The organism is Qipengyuania sp. HL-TH1, assembly GCF_036365825.1.
Classification (GTDB): domain Bacteria; phylum Pseudomonadota; class Alphaproteobacteria; order Sphingomonadales; family Sphingomonadaceae; genus Qipengyuania; species Qipengyuania profunda.
Map to the genome: position 1 here is coordinate 3,019,144 of NZ_CP142675.1, position 14,570 is coordinate 3,033,713.

Below are 14,570 nucleotides of genomic sequence, written 5' to 3' on the forward strand. Positions count from 1 at the left end.
ACGAGGACTCTAAACCAGTTTGGCAACGGAAGAGCCTACGAGTCCTTTTTTGGTTGCTTGCGCTTGTAGCGCTAGAGAAATTCCTGAGCTGAAACGCGAGAAGGCGAAAGATTGACCTAGATAGACTTTCTCACGCCTCCAGTTCGATGTCCCAGTAGAGCCAGTCGCGCCAGGTTTCGTGGAGGTAGTTGGGCGGGAACTGTTTGCCGTGCTGCTGCAGCTGCCAGTGCGTCGGGCGGATCGGCTCGTTGTAGAGCTGCATCCCCGCCTGCTTCGGCGTGCGGCCACCCTTCTTCATGTTGCACGGCGCGCAGGCGGTGGCGATGTTTTCCCATGTCGTCTTGCCGCCCAGCCGGCGCGGGACGACGTGGTCGAAGGTGAGATTGTGCATCGCGCCGCAAAACTGGCAGCTGAAGCGGTCGCGCAGGAACAGGTTGAAGCGCGTGAACGCGGGAAACTCGCTCGGCTTCACATATTGCTTGAGCGCGATCACGCTGGGGATCTTCATGTCGAGCGAAGGCGAATGGACCTCACGGTCATAGGTCTCGATCACGTCGACCCGGTCGAGGAAGATCGCCTTGATCGCGGTCTGCCACGGCCATAGGCTCAGCGGGTAATAGGACAGCGGGGTGTAGTCGGCATTGAGGACGAGCGAAGGGCACGACTGCAAATTGCGCGTCGGATCTTCGTCGGTACTGCGGAACCTTGCGGCCCGTTCAAGCAGTTCGGCCCTGAACACCTGTGCGTTCCTCCCCGATGCGGTAGAAAATGCACTTGCAAGGAAAAGCGTCAAGCCTGTTACAGACAGGCTATCCACAAACTTGTCCGCAACCGGCGCTATTCCGTGCTCTCCATCAAGAACCGTATGATCGTCACCCGCTTTGCCCCCAGTCCCAACGGCCCGCTGCATCTTGGCCATGCCTATTCGGCGATGGTCGCGCATGACTTGGCAAAACAGGCCGGCGGGCGGTTCCTGCTGCGGATCGAGGATATCGACGGCCCGCGCTCGCGGCCCGAACTGGCCGATGCGTTTCGCCGCGATCTCGCGTGGCTCGGGCTCGAATGGGAGGAAGTGCCTGCGCAATCGACCCGGCTCGCGGGCTATTCCGCCGCCGCGCAGGACCTGCTGGCGCGCGGCTACCTCTATCGCTGCACTTGCACCCGCGCCGAGATCGAGGCGCAGGGGGCGAAGATGGGTTCGCAGGGCCTCGTCTATCCCGGGACCTGCAAGACCCGTCCGGCCGATCCGGACCGGCCCGCGGCGCTGCGGCTCGATGTCGCGCGGGCTCTGGCCGATGTCGGCGCGCTGACATGGGAGGATGCGCCGGCCGGTCCTCAGGTGGCCGATCCGCGCGAGGCGGGCGATGTCGTGATCGTGCGCAAGGATGCGCCCGCGAGCTATCACCTTGCCGCCACGCTCGACGATGCCGCCGACGGGGTGACGCTGGTAACGCGCGGAATGGACCTGTTCGCGGCAACGCCGATCCACCGTCTGCTGCAGGCGCTGCTCGGCCTGCCGGTACCGCGCTGGCACCATCACGGCCTGCTGGTGGACGATAGCGGCCACAAGCTCGCCAAGCGGCGCGGGTCGCCATCGCTGGCCGATCGGCGGGAGGCGGGCGAGGACGGGCTGTTGCTTGCGGAGCAACTGCGCTTGCACAGTTTTCCGGCTGGCATTTCGCTCGCGAGCGCCTAAGTCCGTTGGGCTATGAACACATTCCTCATCATTCTCCTCGTCATCCTGATGGTTCTCGTGGTCGCCTCGCTCATCCGCGGGATCGTCGCCTTCATGAAAAGCACCAAGATCGATCTGGAAAGTGGTGAGCAGACCGATGCCACCGATATGCAGCTGATGCAGAACAAGATGATGTTCGCGCGCATCAAGTACCAGGCACTGGCAGTGGTGGTGGTCGCCGTGATCCTCGCCATCGCGAACTGAGCCGGACGGCCGCCGCAGCATGGTCAAGCTCAACAAGATCTATACCCGCACGGGTGATGACGGCACCACTGGCCTCGTCGATGGTTCGCGCCTGCCCAAGCACGCCGCGCGGATGGAAGCGATCGGCGCGGTCGACGAAGCCAACAGCGCGCTTGGCCTCGCCGCGGTCGCGCTGGCCGACGGCGAATTCGCCACACCGCTCTATCGCATCCAGAACGATCTGTTCGACCTTGGCGCGGACCTGGCGACGCCTGCGGGCGAGGGTGACGATTTCGCGCCCTCGGAAATGGTGCTGCGGATCGTCGCGGCGCAAGTCGCATGGCTCGAAAGCGCGATCGACGATGCCAATGCCCGGCTCGAACCGCTGACCAGCTTCGTCCTTCCGGGTGGGAGCGATGCGGCTGCGCGGTTGCATGTCGCCCGCGCCTCCGTCCGGCGAGCCGAACGCGCCATGACTGCGATGGCGGCGCAGATGCCCGCCAACAGCGAGGCGCTGGCCTATATCAACCGCCTGTCGGACTATCTGTTCGTGCTGGCGCGGGTCGCCAATGACGACGGGCGGGCAGACGTGAAGTGGGTGCCTGGCGCCAACCGCTGAGGCGCTAGCCAGCGCTCTGCGCCTTCGCTAGTGCAGCGCCGTTGCTGCAGACGCGAAGGAAATTTCGATGAACAATACGGTTGCCATCATCGGTGCGGGCCAGATGGGCTCGGGAATAGCGCAGACCGTGGCCGCGAACGGCATCGATGTGCTGCTCGCCGATGTCAGCCTGGAGGTCGCCGAGCAGGCACACGCCGGGATCGACAAGGCGCTGGGCAAGCTGGTCGGCAAGGGCAAGATCGAGATCGCCGATGCCGAAGCGACGCTGAAGCGCATCACCCCGGTCGCCGATTACGCGCCGATGCAGGACGCCAGCCTGATCATCGAGGCGGCGACCGAGAAGGAAGCGATCAAGCAGGCGATCTTCGAGAAGGCCGGCCAGTTCCTCGCCGCCGACGCGATCATGGCCTCGAACACCAGCTCGATCCCGATCACGCGGATGGCGAATTACGCGCCCGATCCGGCGCGCTTCATCGGCCTGCATTTCTTCAACCCGGTGCCGGTGATGAAGCTGATCGAGGTCATCCCCGGCCTTGCGACCGCGCAGACGACCACCGACCGCACCACCGCCTTTGCCGAGAGCCTGGGCAAGGAAGTGGTCCTGTCGCAGGACGAGCCTGGCTTCGTCGTCAATCGTATCCTGCTGCCGATGATCAATGAAGCGGTGTTCGTGCTGGGCCAGTCGACCGCCGGAATCGAGGATATCGACAAGGGTTGCCGCCTCGGCCTCAACCACCCGATGGGCCCGTTGCAACTGGCCGACTTCGTCGGGCTGGATACCTGTCTCGACATCATCATGGTGCTCTACAAGACCACCCGCGATGCCAAGTACCGCCCCGCGCCGCTGCTGGTGAAGTATGTCGAGGCCGGCTGGCTCGGCCGCAAGACGGGCCGCGGGTTCTACGATTATACGGGCGAAGAGCCGGTGCCGACCAGGTAGTTTCTGGGTGCGGGAAGCGCATTCGCGCTCCCCTTGTTGCTGCACCGGCCCGCACCCCCTCCCGGCCACCCACCGCACGGTATTTTATGGGTGGCCGGGAGGGGGTGTGGGCCGGTGCCGTAGGTCAGGACGGATGTCCTGACCGCACGCTACAAAGATTCGGGACGGCCGCGGGCTGGTGCAGCCAACATCACCGGGCACCCAGTACCCAAACTCCGCAGGAACCCTGCGCCCGTGCTCTCCGTTGGTCAGGCAAAGGAGACTACGCATGACCGACAAGAAGGTAAGCAGCCAGGAGGAGCGCCAGGCCGACCTCGCGCCCGATACGCATAACGACGAGCAGGACGATCATCGCAACCAGGCGCAGGAAGTGTCCGAGGAAGCGCAGAACCGCGAGACCGGCTCGCCGACCGAGAGCATCAAGGGCGACAACAAGAGCGACCTGATGGGCGATTCGACGCAGGACACGATCGACCACATGCGCGACATGGAAAGCTCGGGCCGGATCGACATGTCGGCCTATCGGGGCGAACCCAACCATGACGACAATGTCGACAAATACGGCAAGTCCGCCAAGCCCGACGGATTGCGCGGCGACGGGACCTAAGAGGTCAGGCTGCCGTCATTGAGGATCCATAGACCCGCGGTCAGGATCAGCGCACCGGAAGCAATCGCATAGGCCAGCACACGAAAGTTCGGGGTCGATACGGCCTCGAACTTGTGTGCGCTCAGCTTCTCCATCGTATGACAGGCGCGGCGCTGTGCGGTAATTGCCAGCCACCCGCCCGCGAGGATGAACACCGTCGCAATCGCCTTGGCCAGCCAGGGCGGATCGAACGCGCCGAATACCGCCTTGAACCCCAGACCGATACCGATCGCAGCGAAAGCGGTGCGCATCCACCCCGCGAACGTACGCTCCAGCGCCATGATATTGCGGTCTTCCGCAAGATCGGTGCGCAATTCGGCCCATTCGGTCGACTTGTCGGGATCTTCGGGGGGATCGTCTTGCGCCATAGGATATCAATCGCGGATCGCTGCGCCGGTTCCGCGCTTACTCGACGATCTCGGGAGGGGGCTCCCGGTCTATCACCACACCTGACGGCGGGACCGAGGTTGACGTGTCGATGGTCGGTGCGGCGTCGTTGATCAGATAGCTGTCATCGAGCGGGGCGGGAGTGAACGGTGCCGGTTCGGCGGGGCCGGAGGTCTCGCTCTCGGCGTACCATGCGGATAGCGACGGGTCCGGCCCCCGCCGTGCCGGTGGTGGCGGCTCGGGGCTGGATGAAACGGTCTCTGTCTGGCGCGGTTCGCCATAGCCTGCATCGTCCGGTGCGCCGTCGCCAAGCTGGCCGATCAGACCGGGGTCGTCTTCGCCGCCGACCAGCAGCAGCACGGCGAGCAGGAAAAGGCCGACCATCGCCAGCTTCTTCAGCACTCCCGGAGGCAGTCCGTCATCCATAGCGGCGCACCCTATACGAAAGCCGGTTAAGTGTCCGTTTCGCTCGCCTGCGCCTTGAGAGCGTAGAGCGTCTCGAGCGCCTCGCGCGGCGAAAGCGCATCGACGTCGAGCGTCTCGAGCGCGGTCCGCACTGGATCGGGTTTGTCGTCCTGCTGCTGCGCGGTCGCCGCGAACAGCGGCAGTTCGCCCAGTCCCGCGGCGAGCCCGCCGGTCTGCTCGCGGCCCTTTTCGAGCTTGTCGAGCACCGCGCGCGCGCGCTTGATAACCGGGGCGGGGACCCCCGCCAGCTTGGCTACCGAAAGCCCGTAGCTGCGATCCGCGGCGCCCCTGGCAAGCTCGTGCAGCAGCACCAGATCGCCCTTCCATTCGCGCGCCCGGACATGGTGCAGGGTCAGTTTGTCGCAGGTGTCCGCCAGCCGCGAGAGCTCGTGATAATGCGTGGCAAACAGGCAGCGGCATTGCAGGTTCTCATGGACCGCCTCGACCACCGCCCAGGCGAGCGCCATCCCGTCATAGGTCGAAGTGCCGCGGCCAACCTCGTCGAGGATCACGAAGCTGCGCGCGGTCGCCTGGCTGAGGATCGCTGCGGTTTCGACCATCTCGACCATGAAGGTCGAGCGCCCCCGCGCGAGATTGTCGGACGCGCCGACACGGCTGAACAGCCGGTCCGCCAGCCCGATGCGTGCGGCGCGGGCAGGTACGAAACTGCCCGCCTGCGCCAGCAGCATGATCAGCGCATTCTGCCGCAGGAAGGTCGATTTACCGCCCATGTTCGGCCCGCCGATCAGCCACAGCCGGTCGTCGCTCCCCAGCAAGCAATCATTGGCGACGAAGCGCTCGCCGCCTTGCGCCAGCGCCGCCTCGACCACCGGGTGCCGCCCGCCGGTAATCTCCAGACAGGGCTCGTCGAGCATTTCGGGCTGGGCCCAGTCGCCCTCGACCGCGCGCTCGGCCAGCGCCGCGGATACATCGATCCGCGCCAAAGCCGCGGCGGTCGCGGCAATCGCTTCGCGCGCTGCCACCACCTCGCCGACGAGCGTCTCGAAATGTGCTTCCTCGGCCGCCAGTGCATGCGCGCCGGCCTCCGCGATGCGCGTCGCTTCCTCGTGCAGGCCGAGCGAATTGAAGCGGACCGCGCCCGCCATGGTTTGGCGGTGGGTGAAGCCGCTGTCCGCCGCCATCAGCTTGTCGCCGTGCTTGGCGGGCACTTCGATGAAATAGCCGAGCACCTTATTGTGCTTGATCTTGAGCGAGGGGGTGCCGGTTTCTTCGCGATATTTCGCCTCGAGAGCGGCGATCGCCTTGCGCGCATTGCCCGAGGTCTCGCGCAGCGCGTCGAGCGCATGGTCGTAGCCGCTCGCGACATAGCCGCCCTGGCCGCGTTCGGTGGGCGGGGCGGGGACCAGCGCGCGCGCCAGGTGGTCGACCAGCGCCGCATGTCCGCCCAGCGCCTCGCACATCCGCTGCAGCAGCGCGGGCAGGTCGGCGCTGTCGCTCAGCATCGCGCGCACCCGGCGTGCTTCGGACAGGCCATCGCGGATCTGGCCCAGATCGCGCGGACTGCCGCGGCCCGCGACCAGCCGCCCCAGCGCGCGCCCGATATCCGGCGCCTGCCGCAGCACCGCGCGCAGATCGGCCCGCAGCAGCGGGTCGGCGTGAAAATGGTGGACGCTGGCCAGCCGGTGTTCGATCGCGCCGCGATCCGCCAGCGGGGCGGACAGGTCTTCGGCCAGCTGGCGTGCGCCCGCGCCGGTGGCGCAGCGGTCGACACAGGCGATCAGGCTGCCCGTGCGTCCGCCGCCCTGCGCTTCGAGGATTTCGAGGCTGGTCCGCGTTGCCGCATCCATCGCCAGATGCGCGCCCGTCCCGCGCGCGACCGGTGGCAGCAGGAACGGCAGCGTCCCGCGTCCGGCATGGTCGAGATAGGCGATCAGGCCCGCCGCCGCGGCCAGCATCGGGCGCGAAAAATCGCCCAGCCCGTCGAGCGTGGCGATCCCGTGGATCGCCTTGAGCCGCGCCTCCCCATCCTCGCTGCGGAAATCGGCGCGCGGTCGGGGGATCATGTCGGCGGCGGCGGCGTCCCAGTCATCGGGGGCGACCATCTCGCTCGCGCCCATCCGTGCCAGCGCTGCATCGAGCGCGTCGGGCGCGCATTGCTCTAGCTCCATCCGCCCGGTCGAGATATCGCAGGATGCCAGCCCCACGCCGTCGCGCACCGGGGCGACGGCCACCAGCAGATTGGCGCGGCGCGGTTCGAGCAGGGCTTCCTCGGTCAGCGTGCCGGCAGTGACGAAGCGCACGATATCGCGCGCCACCAGCGTCTTGGACACCGGCGTGCCGTCGCGCCGGGCGCGTTCCTTCGCTTCCTCGGGCGTCTCGGTCTGTTCGGCGATCGCGACGCGGCAGCCGCCCTTGATCAGCCTGGCGAGATAGCCCTCGGCAGCATGCACCGGGACGCCGCACATCGGCACCGGTTCCCCGCCATGTTCGCCGCGCGTGGTGAGCGCGATATCGAGTACGCCCGCCGCGATCCGCGCATCCTCGAAGAACAGTTCGAAGAAGTCGCCCATGCGGTAGAACAGCAGCGCATCGCCCGCCTCGCGCTTGAGCGCGAGATATTGCTGCATCATCGGAGTGGGCGTGTCGGCCATGGCGCCGGACCTAGCGAGCGCGCGCGCGATTGGGGAGTCGCCGCGGCCCCCTTTCCCCTATGACTTCGCCGCGCGAGCGGTTAGGGGCAGGGGGCAGCGAGACGAGGACACCCATGGCCGACGAAAAATCCGCTTTCACCACGCGTGAGGCGTTGTTCTATCACGAGACTATCCGCCCGGGTAAGATCGAGATCATCGCCTCCAAGCCGATGGCGAGCCAGCGCGATCTGAGCCTGGCCTATTCGCCCGGCGTGGCTGCACCGGTCGAAGCGATCGCTGCCAATCCGGCGGATGCGGCACGCTATACCGCGCGGTCCAATCTGGTCGCGGTGATTTCCAACGGCACCGCGATCCTCGGCCTCGGCAATCTCGGCGCGCTGGCCTCGAAGCCGGTGATGGAAGGCAAGGCAGTGCTGTTCAAGCGCTTCGCCGATGTCGATTCGATCGATATCGAGCTCGATACCGAGGATCCGGACAAGTTCATCGAAGCGGTCGCGCTGATGGAGCCGAGTTTCGGCGGCATCAATCTGGAAGACATCGCCGCGCCCGAATGTTTCATCATCGAGCAGGCGCTGCGCGAGCGGATGAATATTCCGGTCATGCATGACGACCAGCACGGCACCGCGATCATCGCCGCCGCCGGGCTGATCAACGCCTGTCACCTCACCGGGCGCAAGCTCAAGGATGTGAAAATGGTGGTCAACGGCGCGGGTGCCAGCGCGCTCGCCTGCACCGCGCTGATCAAGGCGATCGGCGTGCCGCACGAGAACGTGATCGTTTGCGACCGTACCGGGCCGATTACCCCCGGGCGCGACAATGTCGACCAGTGGAAGAGCGCGCATGCCGTGCCCACCAAGGCGACCAGCCTGGAAGAGGCGCTGGTCGGTGCCGACATCTTCCTCGGCCTGTCCGCCGCGGGCGCGCTGAAACCCGAATGGGTCGCCAAGATGGCCGACAGGCCGATCATCTTCGCCATGGCCAATCCGGTGCCCGAGATCATGCCCGAGGATGCCAAGGCGGTGCGCCCCGATGCGATCATCGCCACCGGACGCAGCGACTATCCCAACCAGGTCAACAATGTCCTCGGCTTCCCCTTCATCTTCCGCGGCGCGCTCGACGTGCGGGCGACCGCGATCAACGAGGAAATGAAGATCGCCGCCGCGCATGCCATCGCCGAACTCGCACGCGAACGCGTGCCCGACGAAGTGGCGGCGGCCTATGGCGTGAGCCACCAGTTCGGCGAGGAATACATCATTCCCGCACCCTTCGATCCGCGGCTGATGGAAGTTGTTTCCAGCGCGGTTGCGCAAGCGGCGATGGACAGCGGCGTCGCGGAAGCCCCGATCGAGGATTTCGGCGCCTATCGCCTCGCGCTCAAGGCGCGGCTCAATCCGACCACCGCGGCGCTGACCAATATCTACGAACAGGCCAAGGCCAATCCCAAGCGTGTGGTCTTCGCCGAGGCGGAGGAGGATGTCGCGCTGCGCGCGGCGATCCAGTTCCGCGATTTCGGCTATGGCGAACCGATCCTCGTCGGTCGCACCGAGAAGGTGCTCGAAAAGCTGCGCGAACTAGGCGTGGACGATCCCGACGACTGGATCATCGAGAATTCGGCGCTGTCGGACAAGGTGCCGGCAATGAACGACTATCTCTACAAACGCCTACAGCGCCGCGGCTACACGCAGCGCGACGTGCAGCGGATGGTCAACCAGGAACGCAACGTCTTTGCCGCGCTGCTCGTCGCGCTCGGCCATGGCGATGCGATGATCACCGGATTGACGCGGACCTACGCGCAGACCGCGCGCGAAGTGGCGCGGGTGATCGATCCCAAGCCCGGCGCGACGCCGTTCGGCATCCACATGATGATCGGCAAGAACCAGACCACCTTCCTCGCCGACACCACCATCAACGAACGCCCCAGCGCCGCCGAGCTGGCGCATATCGCCAAGGAAACCGCTGCGGTCGCGCGCCGCATGGGGCACGAACCACGCGTCGCCTTCATGTCCTATTCGACCTTCGGCAATCCCTCGGGCCAGTGGCTGGGCAATCTGCGCGATGCCGTCGCGCTGCTCGATGCGGACGACGCGGTGGATTTCGAATATGAAGGCGAAATGGCGCCCGATGCCGCGCTCAACCGCAAGGTGATGGAACTCTATCCCTTCAGCCGCCTGTCGGGCCCCGCCAATGTGCTCATCATGCCCGGGCTGCAATCGGCCAATCTGTCGGCCAAGCTGCTGCGCGAGCTGGGCGGCGAGACGATGGTCGGCCCGATGATGATCGGCAGCGAGAAGCCGGTGCAGATCGCCCCGATGACCGCGATTGCGCCCGACCTGCTGACGCTGGCGGTGCTCGCCAGCGCGGGTATCGTGGGGTGAGACTGGCCGCGCCGGCGCTGGCGTATTTCGGGCTGGTGTTTGCAATCGGCTTCGGACTTGGCGCGGTGCGGATGTTCTGGCTGGTGCCGCAGGTGGGCGCATTGATGGCAGGCGTGATCGAGTTGCCCGTGATCCTGTTCGCATCGTGGCTGGTGGCCACTTGGCTCGTCCGGCATTTCGCGCTGGCGCCGGGACGCCGCGCGCTCTCGGTCGGGGCGCTCGCACTGGCGCTGCTCCTGCTCGCCGAACTGGCACTGACCCGTGCCATGGGCGGGACGGTTGCCGCCTGGCTTGATGGGCTGGCCAGGCCGGAAGGCCTGCTGGGCCTTGCGGGGCAAGTGGTTTTCGCACTCATGCCGCATCTGACGGCGCGAAGGTCGTCGGCGGCCTAGCGCGGCCTGTCAGAAAGGCAGCGTCTTGCCGCTATAGTCGAGGTAGCGGAACGCGCTTTCGGCCCCTGCACCCTCGATCACATCGGCGATCCCTTTGACGCTTTCCGCCACTGTCAGCGTGGCTTGCGGGCCACCCATGTCGGTTTGCACCCAGCCCGGATGAAGCGCGATCACGCCGATCCCGCGCGGTTCGGCCAGCTGCACCGAAATGCCCTTGGCCAGCATGTTGAGCGCCGCCTTGCTCGTGCGGTAGAGCTCGAACCCGCCGGAACTGTCGGCGATCGAACCCAGCTGCGAGGACATGACTGCCAGCGTGCCGCCATCCTTCACCGTCGGCAGCAGCGTCTTGGCCGCGCGGGCCGGACCAAAGGCATTGGTCATCATGATCTCGGCCACGTCCTCGGTGGTCGCCTGCATGGCGTCCTGGTGGCGCGCCCCGCCGATCCCCGCATTGATGATGATCGTGTCGAGCTCGCCCGCGTCGAGGCCGAGGTCGGCATAGCTGTCGGGGTCGGTCACGTCGCAGGTCAGGATGCGCAGCGCATCGCATTCCAGCGCGTGCAGGTCGTCGCCATGCGAACGCTCGCTCGCGACGACACCCCAACCGCGCGCGAGGAACTCCTCGACGAGGCCAAGCCCGATCCCGCGCGATGCCCCGAGAATGAATACCGTCCTGTCCGCCATGTTTTGCTCTCCGTCGCCCTTGTGTCTTGTGCGGCAGGCTAGCTCGCCTTTGGGCGACTTGGCAAAACCCTTGGTCGAAAATTCGCCCCATCCGTCGCTGTCATGCGTCGCACCGGCGCGCGGTTCAGCGGGGCGCAAGCGCGGCTTCGCCAAGCGGCCTGACCGTGCACCCCCCCAACGCACGCGAAAGGAATCGAGATGAAAAAGACAATCGCAACGCTCGCCATCGCCACCGGCATGCTGGCCGTCCCTGCCATGGCGCAGGCCCAGAACACCGCGCCGGGCGGCTTCTACGTCGGCGCGCTGGCTGGCTACGAAGGGCTCAATGTCGATTCGGGCGACGGCAGCGTCAGCGCCGATGCCGATTCGGCGGTTTACGGCGTTACTGCCGGCTACGATCTCTCGCTTGGCAGCGCCTTCGTCGGCGTCGAGGGCGAACTTTCCACCAGTGGCGGGTCGACCGAATTCCCCGACAGCTTCGGCGGTGTCCGCGACGGGCTCGATGCCGATGGTCAGTATTACGTCGGCGCGCGCGCCGGTTTCGCCGTGACCCCCGGGATCGCGGCCTATGGCAAGGTCGGCTATACCGCGCTCGACACCAAGGCCTTCACCAGCGCCGGATCGCTCGACGATCTGGAAGAGAATGCCAGCGGGCTGCGGTTCGGCGGCGGGCTGCAGATCCAGCTGCCCGGACCGCTCGAAGGCCGGGTCGAATACCGCCGGTCGCAATATGACGACATCGGCGGCGATTTCGGCGATGCGACAACCGACCAGGTCGTGGCCGGGCTGGGCCTGCGCTTCTGATCCATAGTCGGTGCCGACCGGCATGATGGAAGGCCGTCCGGGCGACCGGGCGGCCTTCTGCTATTTGCGGCGGAAGCGGAAATACCAGATTTTATATACTTAAGTACATTAAAACGCTGAAAATATTATCTAATATCGGAAATTTCGAACCTCAAAAACTTTGCTGGCAATCACCGGGTAATCACCAAGCAAATTTGAATTACTAAGTGCTATTCTCTCGACGTTGAGTGCTGAAGGGCGCCTTACGATCGCAACTAGGCCTGGCTGGCGATCCGGTGAATCTTGGCTATGGAAAAGGGCAGCTTGAGAACATTATGATTGTCAGCGATCCATCGCTTCTGATCATCGCTCAGCCTGTCCGAGGACGACTTAACCTCGACGAACCGGAACTCCCCTTCGCGGTGCAGTAGCAAGTCCGGCCATCCCAGATATCGGCCCCAGTAGTCTTGCACGAGATAGTGCAGAATGGCTTTGATTGTTTGAGGTGGTAAAATCTCGAGCAACTTGCGAGCTCGCTCGACATCCTCCGGTCGATGTGCCCAGAGATACTGACGCAGGTTTTCGCTGTGGAACCGCCAATAGTCGAATAACCACTCAAGATCGTCGTCGTGCAGAAATTCGTCGAAATGTTTCTCGATCGCTGTTGCGCGCCGGATTCCATAGCCTGCAGACCCAAAGTCGCTCGGCAAATGTGTCCAGATCGGTTCCTTCGTTCTCCGCTCTTCATACGCAGTACGATCACCGAAACTTACAATCCGGTTCTTAGGGTCGATTGGATCCTGGATGACTATCCACATCATCACGCCGAACAGTGCGTGGAAGGGAACGCTTTCAAGCTGCAGGACTTGCCAGCCCTGCCCGGAATAGTGCCGCAAAGCGAATTCTTCGGCGCTGATTATCTCATCGCCAACTACGATCTGAGCGCCCTTCCGTCCGACCTTGGCATATGTCGCCTGCAGAGGTTCCACTTCGACCGAGTATTGATCGATCACTTCTGCCTGTGACTTTTCAGTGAAAGCATATTTGGGTGCGCTCGCATGCAGCTCTTTGATATCCTGCAGCACCGCTTTTTCTATTGCGGACTGCGCAGAGCGCCGCTCATCGTGAGTCGCGTCCGGATGCTCTGAGTCCCAATCGTGCAGTGCAGCTTCTTTGGTAAAGAACAGCTCGCGCCAATAGTACCGCCTGATCTTGCTGGTGCGCCCGTGGATCGCCGCTGCTGGTGCCGGATCGGCGGGCAATCCACGGCATTCACTACAAACTCCCTCTTGGAAGCCATGCGTTACCGGCACCCGCTCCTGCGTATCGAGTTCGCAGCCCTCGCTTAGTTGATGCGGCAGAAAGCGATGCCCGCGCACCTCGTCGCAGGCACACATCATCACCGCGCCGCAATCCGCACAACGGTATTTGCGGATCAGTTCATGCTGATTGAGGCAGGCGCGGTCTGGGTGATGGCAAGTAGAGGGAGGTTGCCTAGCCATCTTCGATTGCTAACCGGAAGCAGGTGGCAAAGCGGCCTCTGTCCGCAGGACTTAACCCCGCCTCTTCGAACAATGGCTGCCAGCGCGCTGCAACCATCACGCGCAACTCTTCGGTCATGGCCGAGGCCTCCTCGGGGCCGAGATCGAATACTGCTGCTCCGGCAAGCGCATTTCCGATGGTCGCATTGCGTCCTTCCGGACCAACGCCCAGCACAAGGCGTCGCTCCAGCCCCACCTGCGGCTTGGGAACGACATCGTAGAGTGGAGACAACCGCCAGCCAGTTCCGTCGAAAAGAAATCCGTGATTGCGCAGGTGGTCATCGTCATTCGTTACGAGAATATTGAACACCATTCGGCGGAACAGCTCATGGAGGTCTGCGCGGACCTGCGTCCCGTGCTGACGTATCGCGCCAGCGAGATCAGCGTAACTGTAGCTGCTTACCTCGCTTTCATGCGCGCCCAGCATGGTCAGCCCCGACGCGAACGGTCGCCGTTCGAGCCAGTTGCCATGCGGCACGCGGTCGAACCGTTCGATCAGATAGATATCGCGGTCCAGGACACAGCGGAAATCGAGCGCGGGCACGTTGAGGCCGCATTCGCTGGCCAGCTGCATAGTCGCCAGCTCTACGCGGCATTCAGGAAAGCTGTCGCCGCGCTTCTGGAACTTGGCGATCCAGGGTCGATCGCCGATTTGCGTTGCCGCCTTCGGACGCGCGCCGCCAAGCGACGAACCGGCAGCAAGCAGTGCGCGCAGGTTCTCGTCGAGCTCGTCGACGTGTTGTGCTCGTTCTGCTGCCTCGGCGAGTTCAGCGAGGGTGAACTCTTCGCCCGGAGCGGGACCGTCGCCCCATGGAGTGATGCGCTCCGGTCGCTCCGGAGTAGGCCCGAATGCGAGCGCGCCAACGCGATGTTCTCCGGAAGCAAGGATGAGGTCGATCTCGCTTGGCAGACGGTCGCCCATAGCCTTGTACATAAGATATTGGCCCCAGCCATCGGGAGCGGCGTCGCGGATGCCGCCGAAGACAGCAAACCCTTCCTCTGTGCGGAAGGTCCGGCTGGTCCCGGCATCGTGCAGCGGAAGGGCCACCGGATCGACGGGGATCCGGTCAGGACGCTCAAGATACCGGCGGCCATAAGCGAACGTGGCAAATTGGTTGCGCGGTTCGTCGGTCATCGTCAGCAGTCCCGCCGGGACAGGACCTTCGGGAAGATGGACGAATACGTAGGAGCGGACGATTGTCATGACC

At 64.7% G+C, this 14,570-nt stretch carries 15 protein-coding genes; 8 read left to right on the forward strand and 7 right to left on the reverse strand.

The genetic code is table 11. From position 1 onward, the window contains the following. Positions 1-130: 130 nt before the first annotated feature. A complete protein-coding gene (locus tag VWN43_RS15460) occupies positions 131-739 on the reverse strand; it encodes an HNH endonuclease (protein WP_320181117.1) in 609 nt (202 codons plus the stop codon). Positions 740-865: 126 nt separating this feature from the next. Here VWN43_RS15460 and gluQRS point away from each other — a divergent pair, with 126 nt between their 5' ends. The 5 genes from gluQRS (at position 866) to VWN43_RS15485 (ending at position 4,084) form a co-directional block, all read left to right on the forward strand. After that, entirely contained in the window at positions 866-1,696 is an 831-nt protein-coding gene (gluQRS, locus tag VWN43_RS15465) for a tRNA glutamyl-Q(34) synthetase GluQRS (RefSeq protein WP_320182148.1), read from the forward strand. A 12-nt stretch (positions 1,697-1,708) separates the two neighbouring features. Continuing rightward, positions 1,709-1,939, forward strand: a complete 231-nt coding sequence (locus tag VWN43_RS15470) for an HIG1 domain-containing protein (protein WP_253520528.1) — start codon at positions 1,709-1,711, stop codon at positions 1,937-1,939. A gap of 19 nt (positions 1,940-1,958) precedes the next feature. Beyond that, positions 1,959-2,537, forward strand: a complete 579-nt coding sequence (locus VWN43_RS15475; protein ID WP_320181116.1) for a cob(I)yrinic acid a,c-diamide adenosyltransferase — start codon at positions 1,959-1,961, stop codon at positions 2,535-2,537. Positions 2,538-2,604: 67 nt separating this feature from the next. Then, the gene (locus tag VWN43_RS15480) at positions 2,605-3,477 is read left to right on the forward strand and encodes a 3-hydroxyacyl-CoA dehydrogenase NAD-binding domain-containing protein (RefSeq protein ID WP_320181115.1); all 873 of its coding nucleotides are present in this window, start codon (positions 2,605-2,607) and stop codon (positions 3,475-3,477) included. 268 nt (positions 3,478-3,745) lie between these two features. Next, positions 3,746-4,084 carry a hypothetical protein gene (locus VWN43_RS15485; protein WP_320181114.1) on the forward strand — a complete coding sequence of 113 codons (339 nt, stop codon included), beginning with the start codon at positions 3,746-3,748 and terminating at the stop codon, positions 4,082-4,084. Here the strand turns inward: VWN43_RS15485 and VWN43_RS15490 are convergent. The 3 genes from VWN43_RS15490 to mutS are packed head-to-tail and all read right to left on the reverse strand — an operon-like array spanning position 4,081 to position 7,587. Beyond that, positions 4,081-4,491 (reverse strand): YidH family protein, encoded by a 411-nt coding sequence (locus tag VWN43_RS15490; protein WP_320181113.1) that lies wholly within the window; start codon positions 4,489-4,491, stop codon positions 4,081-4,083. The genes VWN43_RS15485 and VWN43_RS15490 overlap by 4 nt on opposite strands. 37 nt (positions 4,492-4,528) lie before the next feature. Then, on the reverse strand, positions 4,529-4,936 hold the full coding sequence (locus tag VWN43_RS15495) for a hypothetical protein (protein ID WP_320181112.1): 408 nt from the start codon (positions 4,934-4,936) through the stop codon (positions 4,529-4,531). A 26-nt stretch (positions 4,937-4,962) separates the two neighbouring features. Continuing rightward, positions 4,963-7,587, reverse strand: coding sequence for a DNA mismatch repair protein MutS (mutS, locus tag VWN43_RS15500; protein ID WP_320181111.1), 2,625 nt, complete (start codon positions 7,585-7,587; stop codon positions 4,963-4,965). 113 nt (positions 7,588-7,700) lie between these two features. Here mutS and VWN43_RS15505 point away from each other — a divergent pair, with 113 nt between their 5' ends. Together VWN43_RS15505 and VWN43_RS15510 are read left to right on the forward strand one after the other, a co-directional pair. Next, a complete protein-coding gene (locus VWN43_RS15505; RefSeq protein ID WP_320181110.1) occupies positions 7,701-9,962 on the forward strand; it encodes an NADP-dependent malic enzyme in 2,262 nt (753 codons plus the stop codon). Further along, complete coding sequence (locus VWN43_RS15510; protein WP_320181109.1) at positions 9,959-10,354, forward strand: hypothetical protein; 396 nt, start codon at positions 9,959-9,961, stop codon at positions 10,352-10,354. The genes VWN43_RS15505 and VWN43_RS15510 overlap by 4 nt, the downstream gene beginning before the upstream one ends. Positions 10,355-10,363: 9 nt before the next feature. Here the strand turns inward: VWN43_RS15510 and VWN43_RS15515 are convergent, their stop codons facing one another. Then, the gene (locus tag VWN43_RS15515) at positions 10,364-11,191 is read right to left on the reverse strand and encodes an SDR family NAD(P)-dependent oxidoreductase (protein ID WP_320181108.1); all 828 of its coding nucleotides are present in this window, start codon (positions 11,189-11,191) and stop codon (positions 10,364-10,366) included. Between the two features lie 45 nt (positions 11,192-11,236). On the opposite strand from VWN43_RS15515, the gene VWN43_RS15520 reads away from it, so the two are divergent. Next, complete coding sequence (locus VWN43_RS15520; protein WP_320181107.1) at positions 11,237-11,842, forward strand: outer membrane protein; 606 nt, start codon at positions 11,237-11,239, stop codon at positions 11,840-11,842. Between the two features lie 254 nt (positions 11,843-12,096). Here the strand turns inward: VWN43_RS15520 and VWN43_RS15525 are convergent, their stop codons facing one another. After that, positions 12,097-13,323, reverse strand: a complete 1,227-nt coding sequence (locus VWN43_RS15525; protein ID WP_082835445.1) for a VRR-NUC domain-containing protein — start codon at positions 13,321-13,323, stop codon at positions 12,097-12,099. Then, positions 13,316-14,566: a type II toxin-antitoxin system HipA family toxin gene (locus VWN43_RS15530; protein ID WP_050600463.1), complete on the reverse strand. Its 1,251-nt coding sequence runs from the start codon at positions 14,564-14,566 to the stop codon at positions 13,316-13,318. The genes VWN43_RS15525 and VWN43_RS15530 overlap by 8 nt, the downstream gene beginning before the upstream one ends. Positions 14,567-14,570: the final 4 nt, after the last annotated feature.

What these genes read in the sequence shown, in the direction of transcription:
- VWN43_RS15525 (WP_082835445.1), bottom strand. Translation starts at nt 13,323, where the DNA reads ATGGCTAGGCAACCTCCCTCTACTTGCCATCACCCAGACCGCGCCTGC.
- VWN43_RS15475 (WP_320181116.1), top strand. Translation starts at nt 1,959, where the DNA reads ATGGTCAAGCTCAACAAGATCTATACCCGCACGGGTGATGACGGCACC.
- VWN43_RS15530 (WP_050600463.1), bottom strand. Translation starts at nt 14,566, where the DNA reads ATGACAATCGTCCGCTCCTACGTATTCGTCCATCTTCCCGAAGGTCCT.
- VWN43_RS15505 (WP_320181110.1), top strand. Translation starts at nt 7,701, where the DNA reads ATGGCCGACGAAAAATCCGCTTTCACCACGCGTGAGGCGTTGTTCTAT.
- mutS (WP_320181111.1), bottom strand. Translation starts at nt 7,587, where the DNA reads ATGGCCGACACGCCCACTCCGATGATGCAGCAATATCTCGCGCTCAAG.
- VWN43_RS15495 (WP_320181112.1), bottom strand. Translation starts at nt 4,936, where the DNA reads ATGGATGACGGACTGCCTCCGGGAGTGCTGAAGAAGCTGGCGATGGTC.
- VWN43_RS15490 (WP_320181113.1), bottom strand. Translation starts at nt 4,491, where the DNA reads ATGGCGCAAGACGATCCCCCCGAAGATCCCGACAAGTCGACCGAATGG.
- VWN43_RS15520 (WP_320181107.1), top strand. Translation starts at nt 11,237, where the DNA reads ATGAAAAAGACAATCGCAACGCTCGCCATCGCCACCGGCATGCTGGCC.
- gluQRS (WP_320182148.1), top strand. Translation starts at nt 866, where the DNA reads ATGATCGTCACCCGCTTTGCCCCCAGTCCCAACGGCCCGCTGCATCTT.
- VWN43_RS15480 (WP_320181115.1), top strand. Translation starts at nt 2,605, where the DNA reads ATGAACAATACGGTTGCCATCATCGGTGCGGGCCAGATGGGCTCGGGA.
- VWN43_RS15485 (WP_320181114.1), top strand. Translation starts at nt 3,746, where the DNA reads ATGACCGACAAGAAGGTAAGCAGCCAGGAGGAGCGCCAGGCCGACCTC.
- VWN43_RS15470 (WP_253520528.1), top strand. Translation starts at nt 1,709, where the DNA reads ATGAACACATTCCTCATCATTCTCCTCGTCATCCTGATGGTTCTCGTG.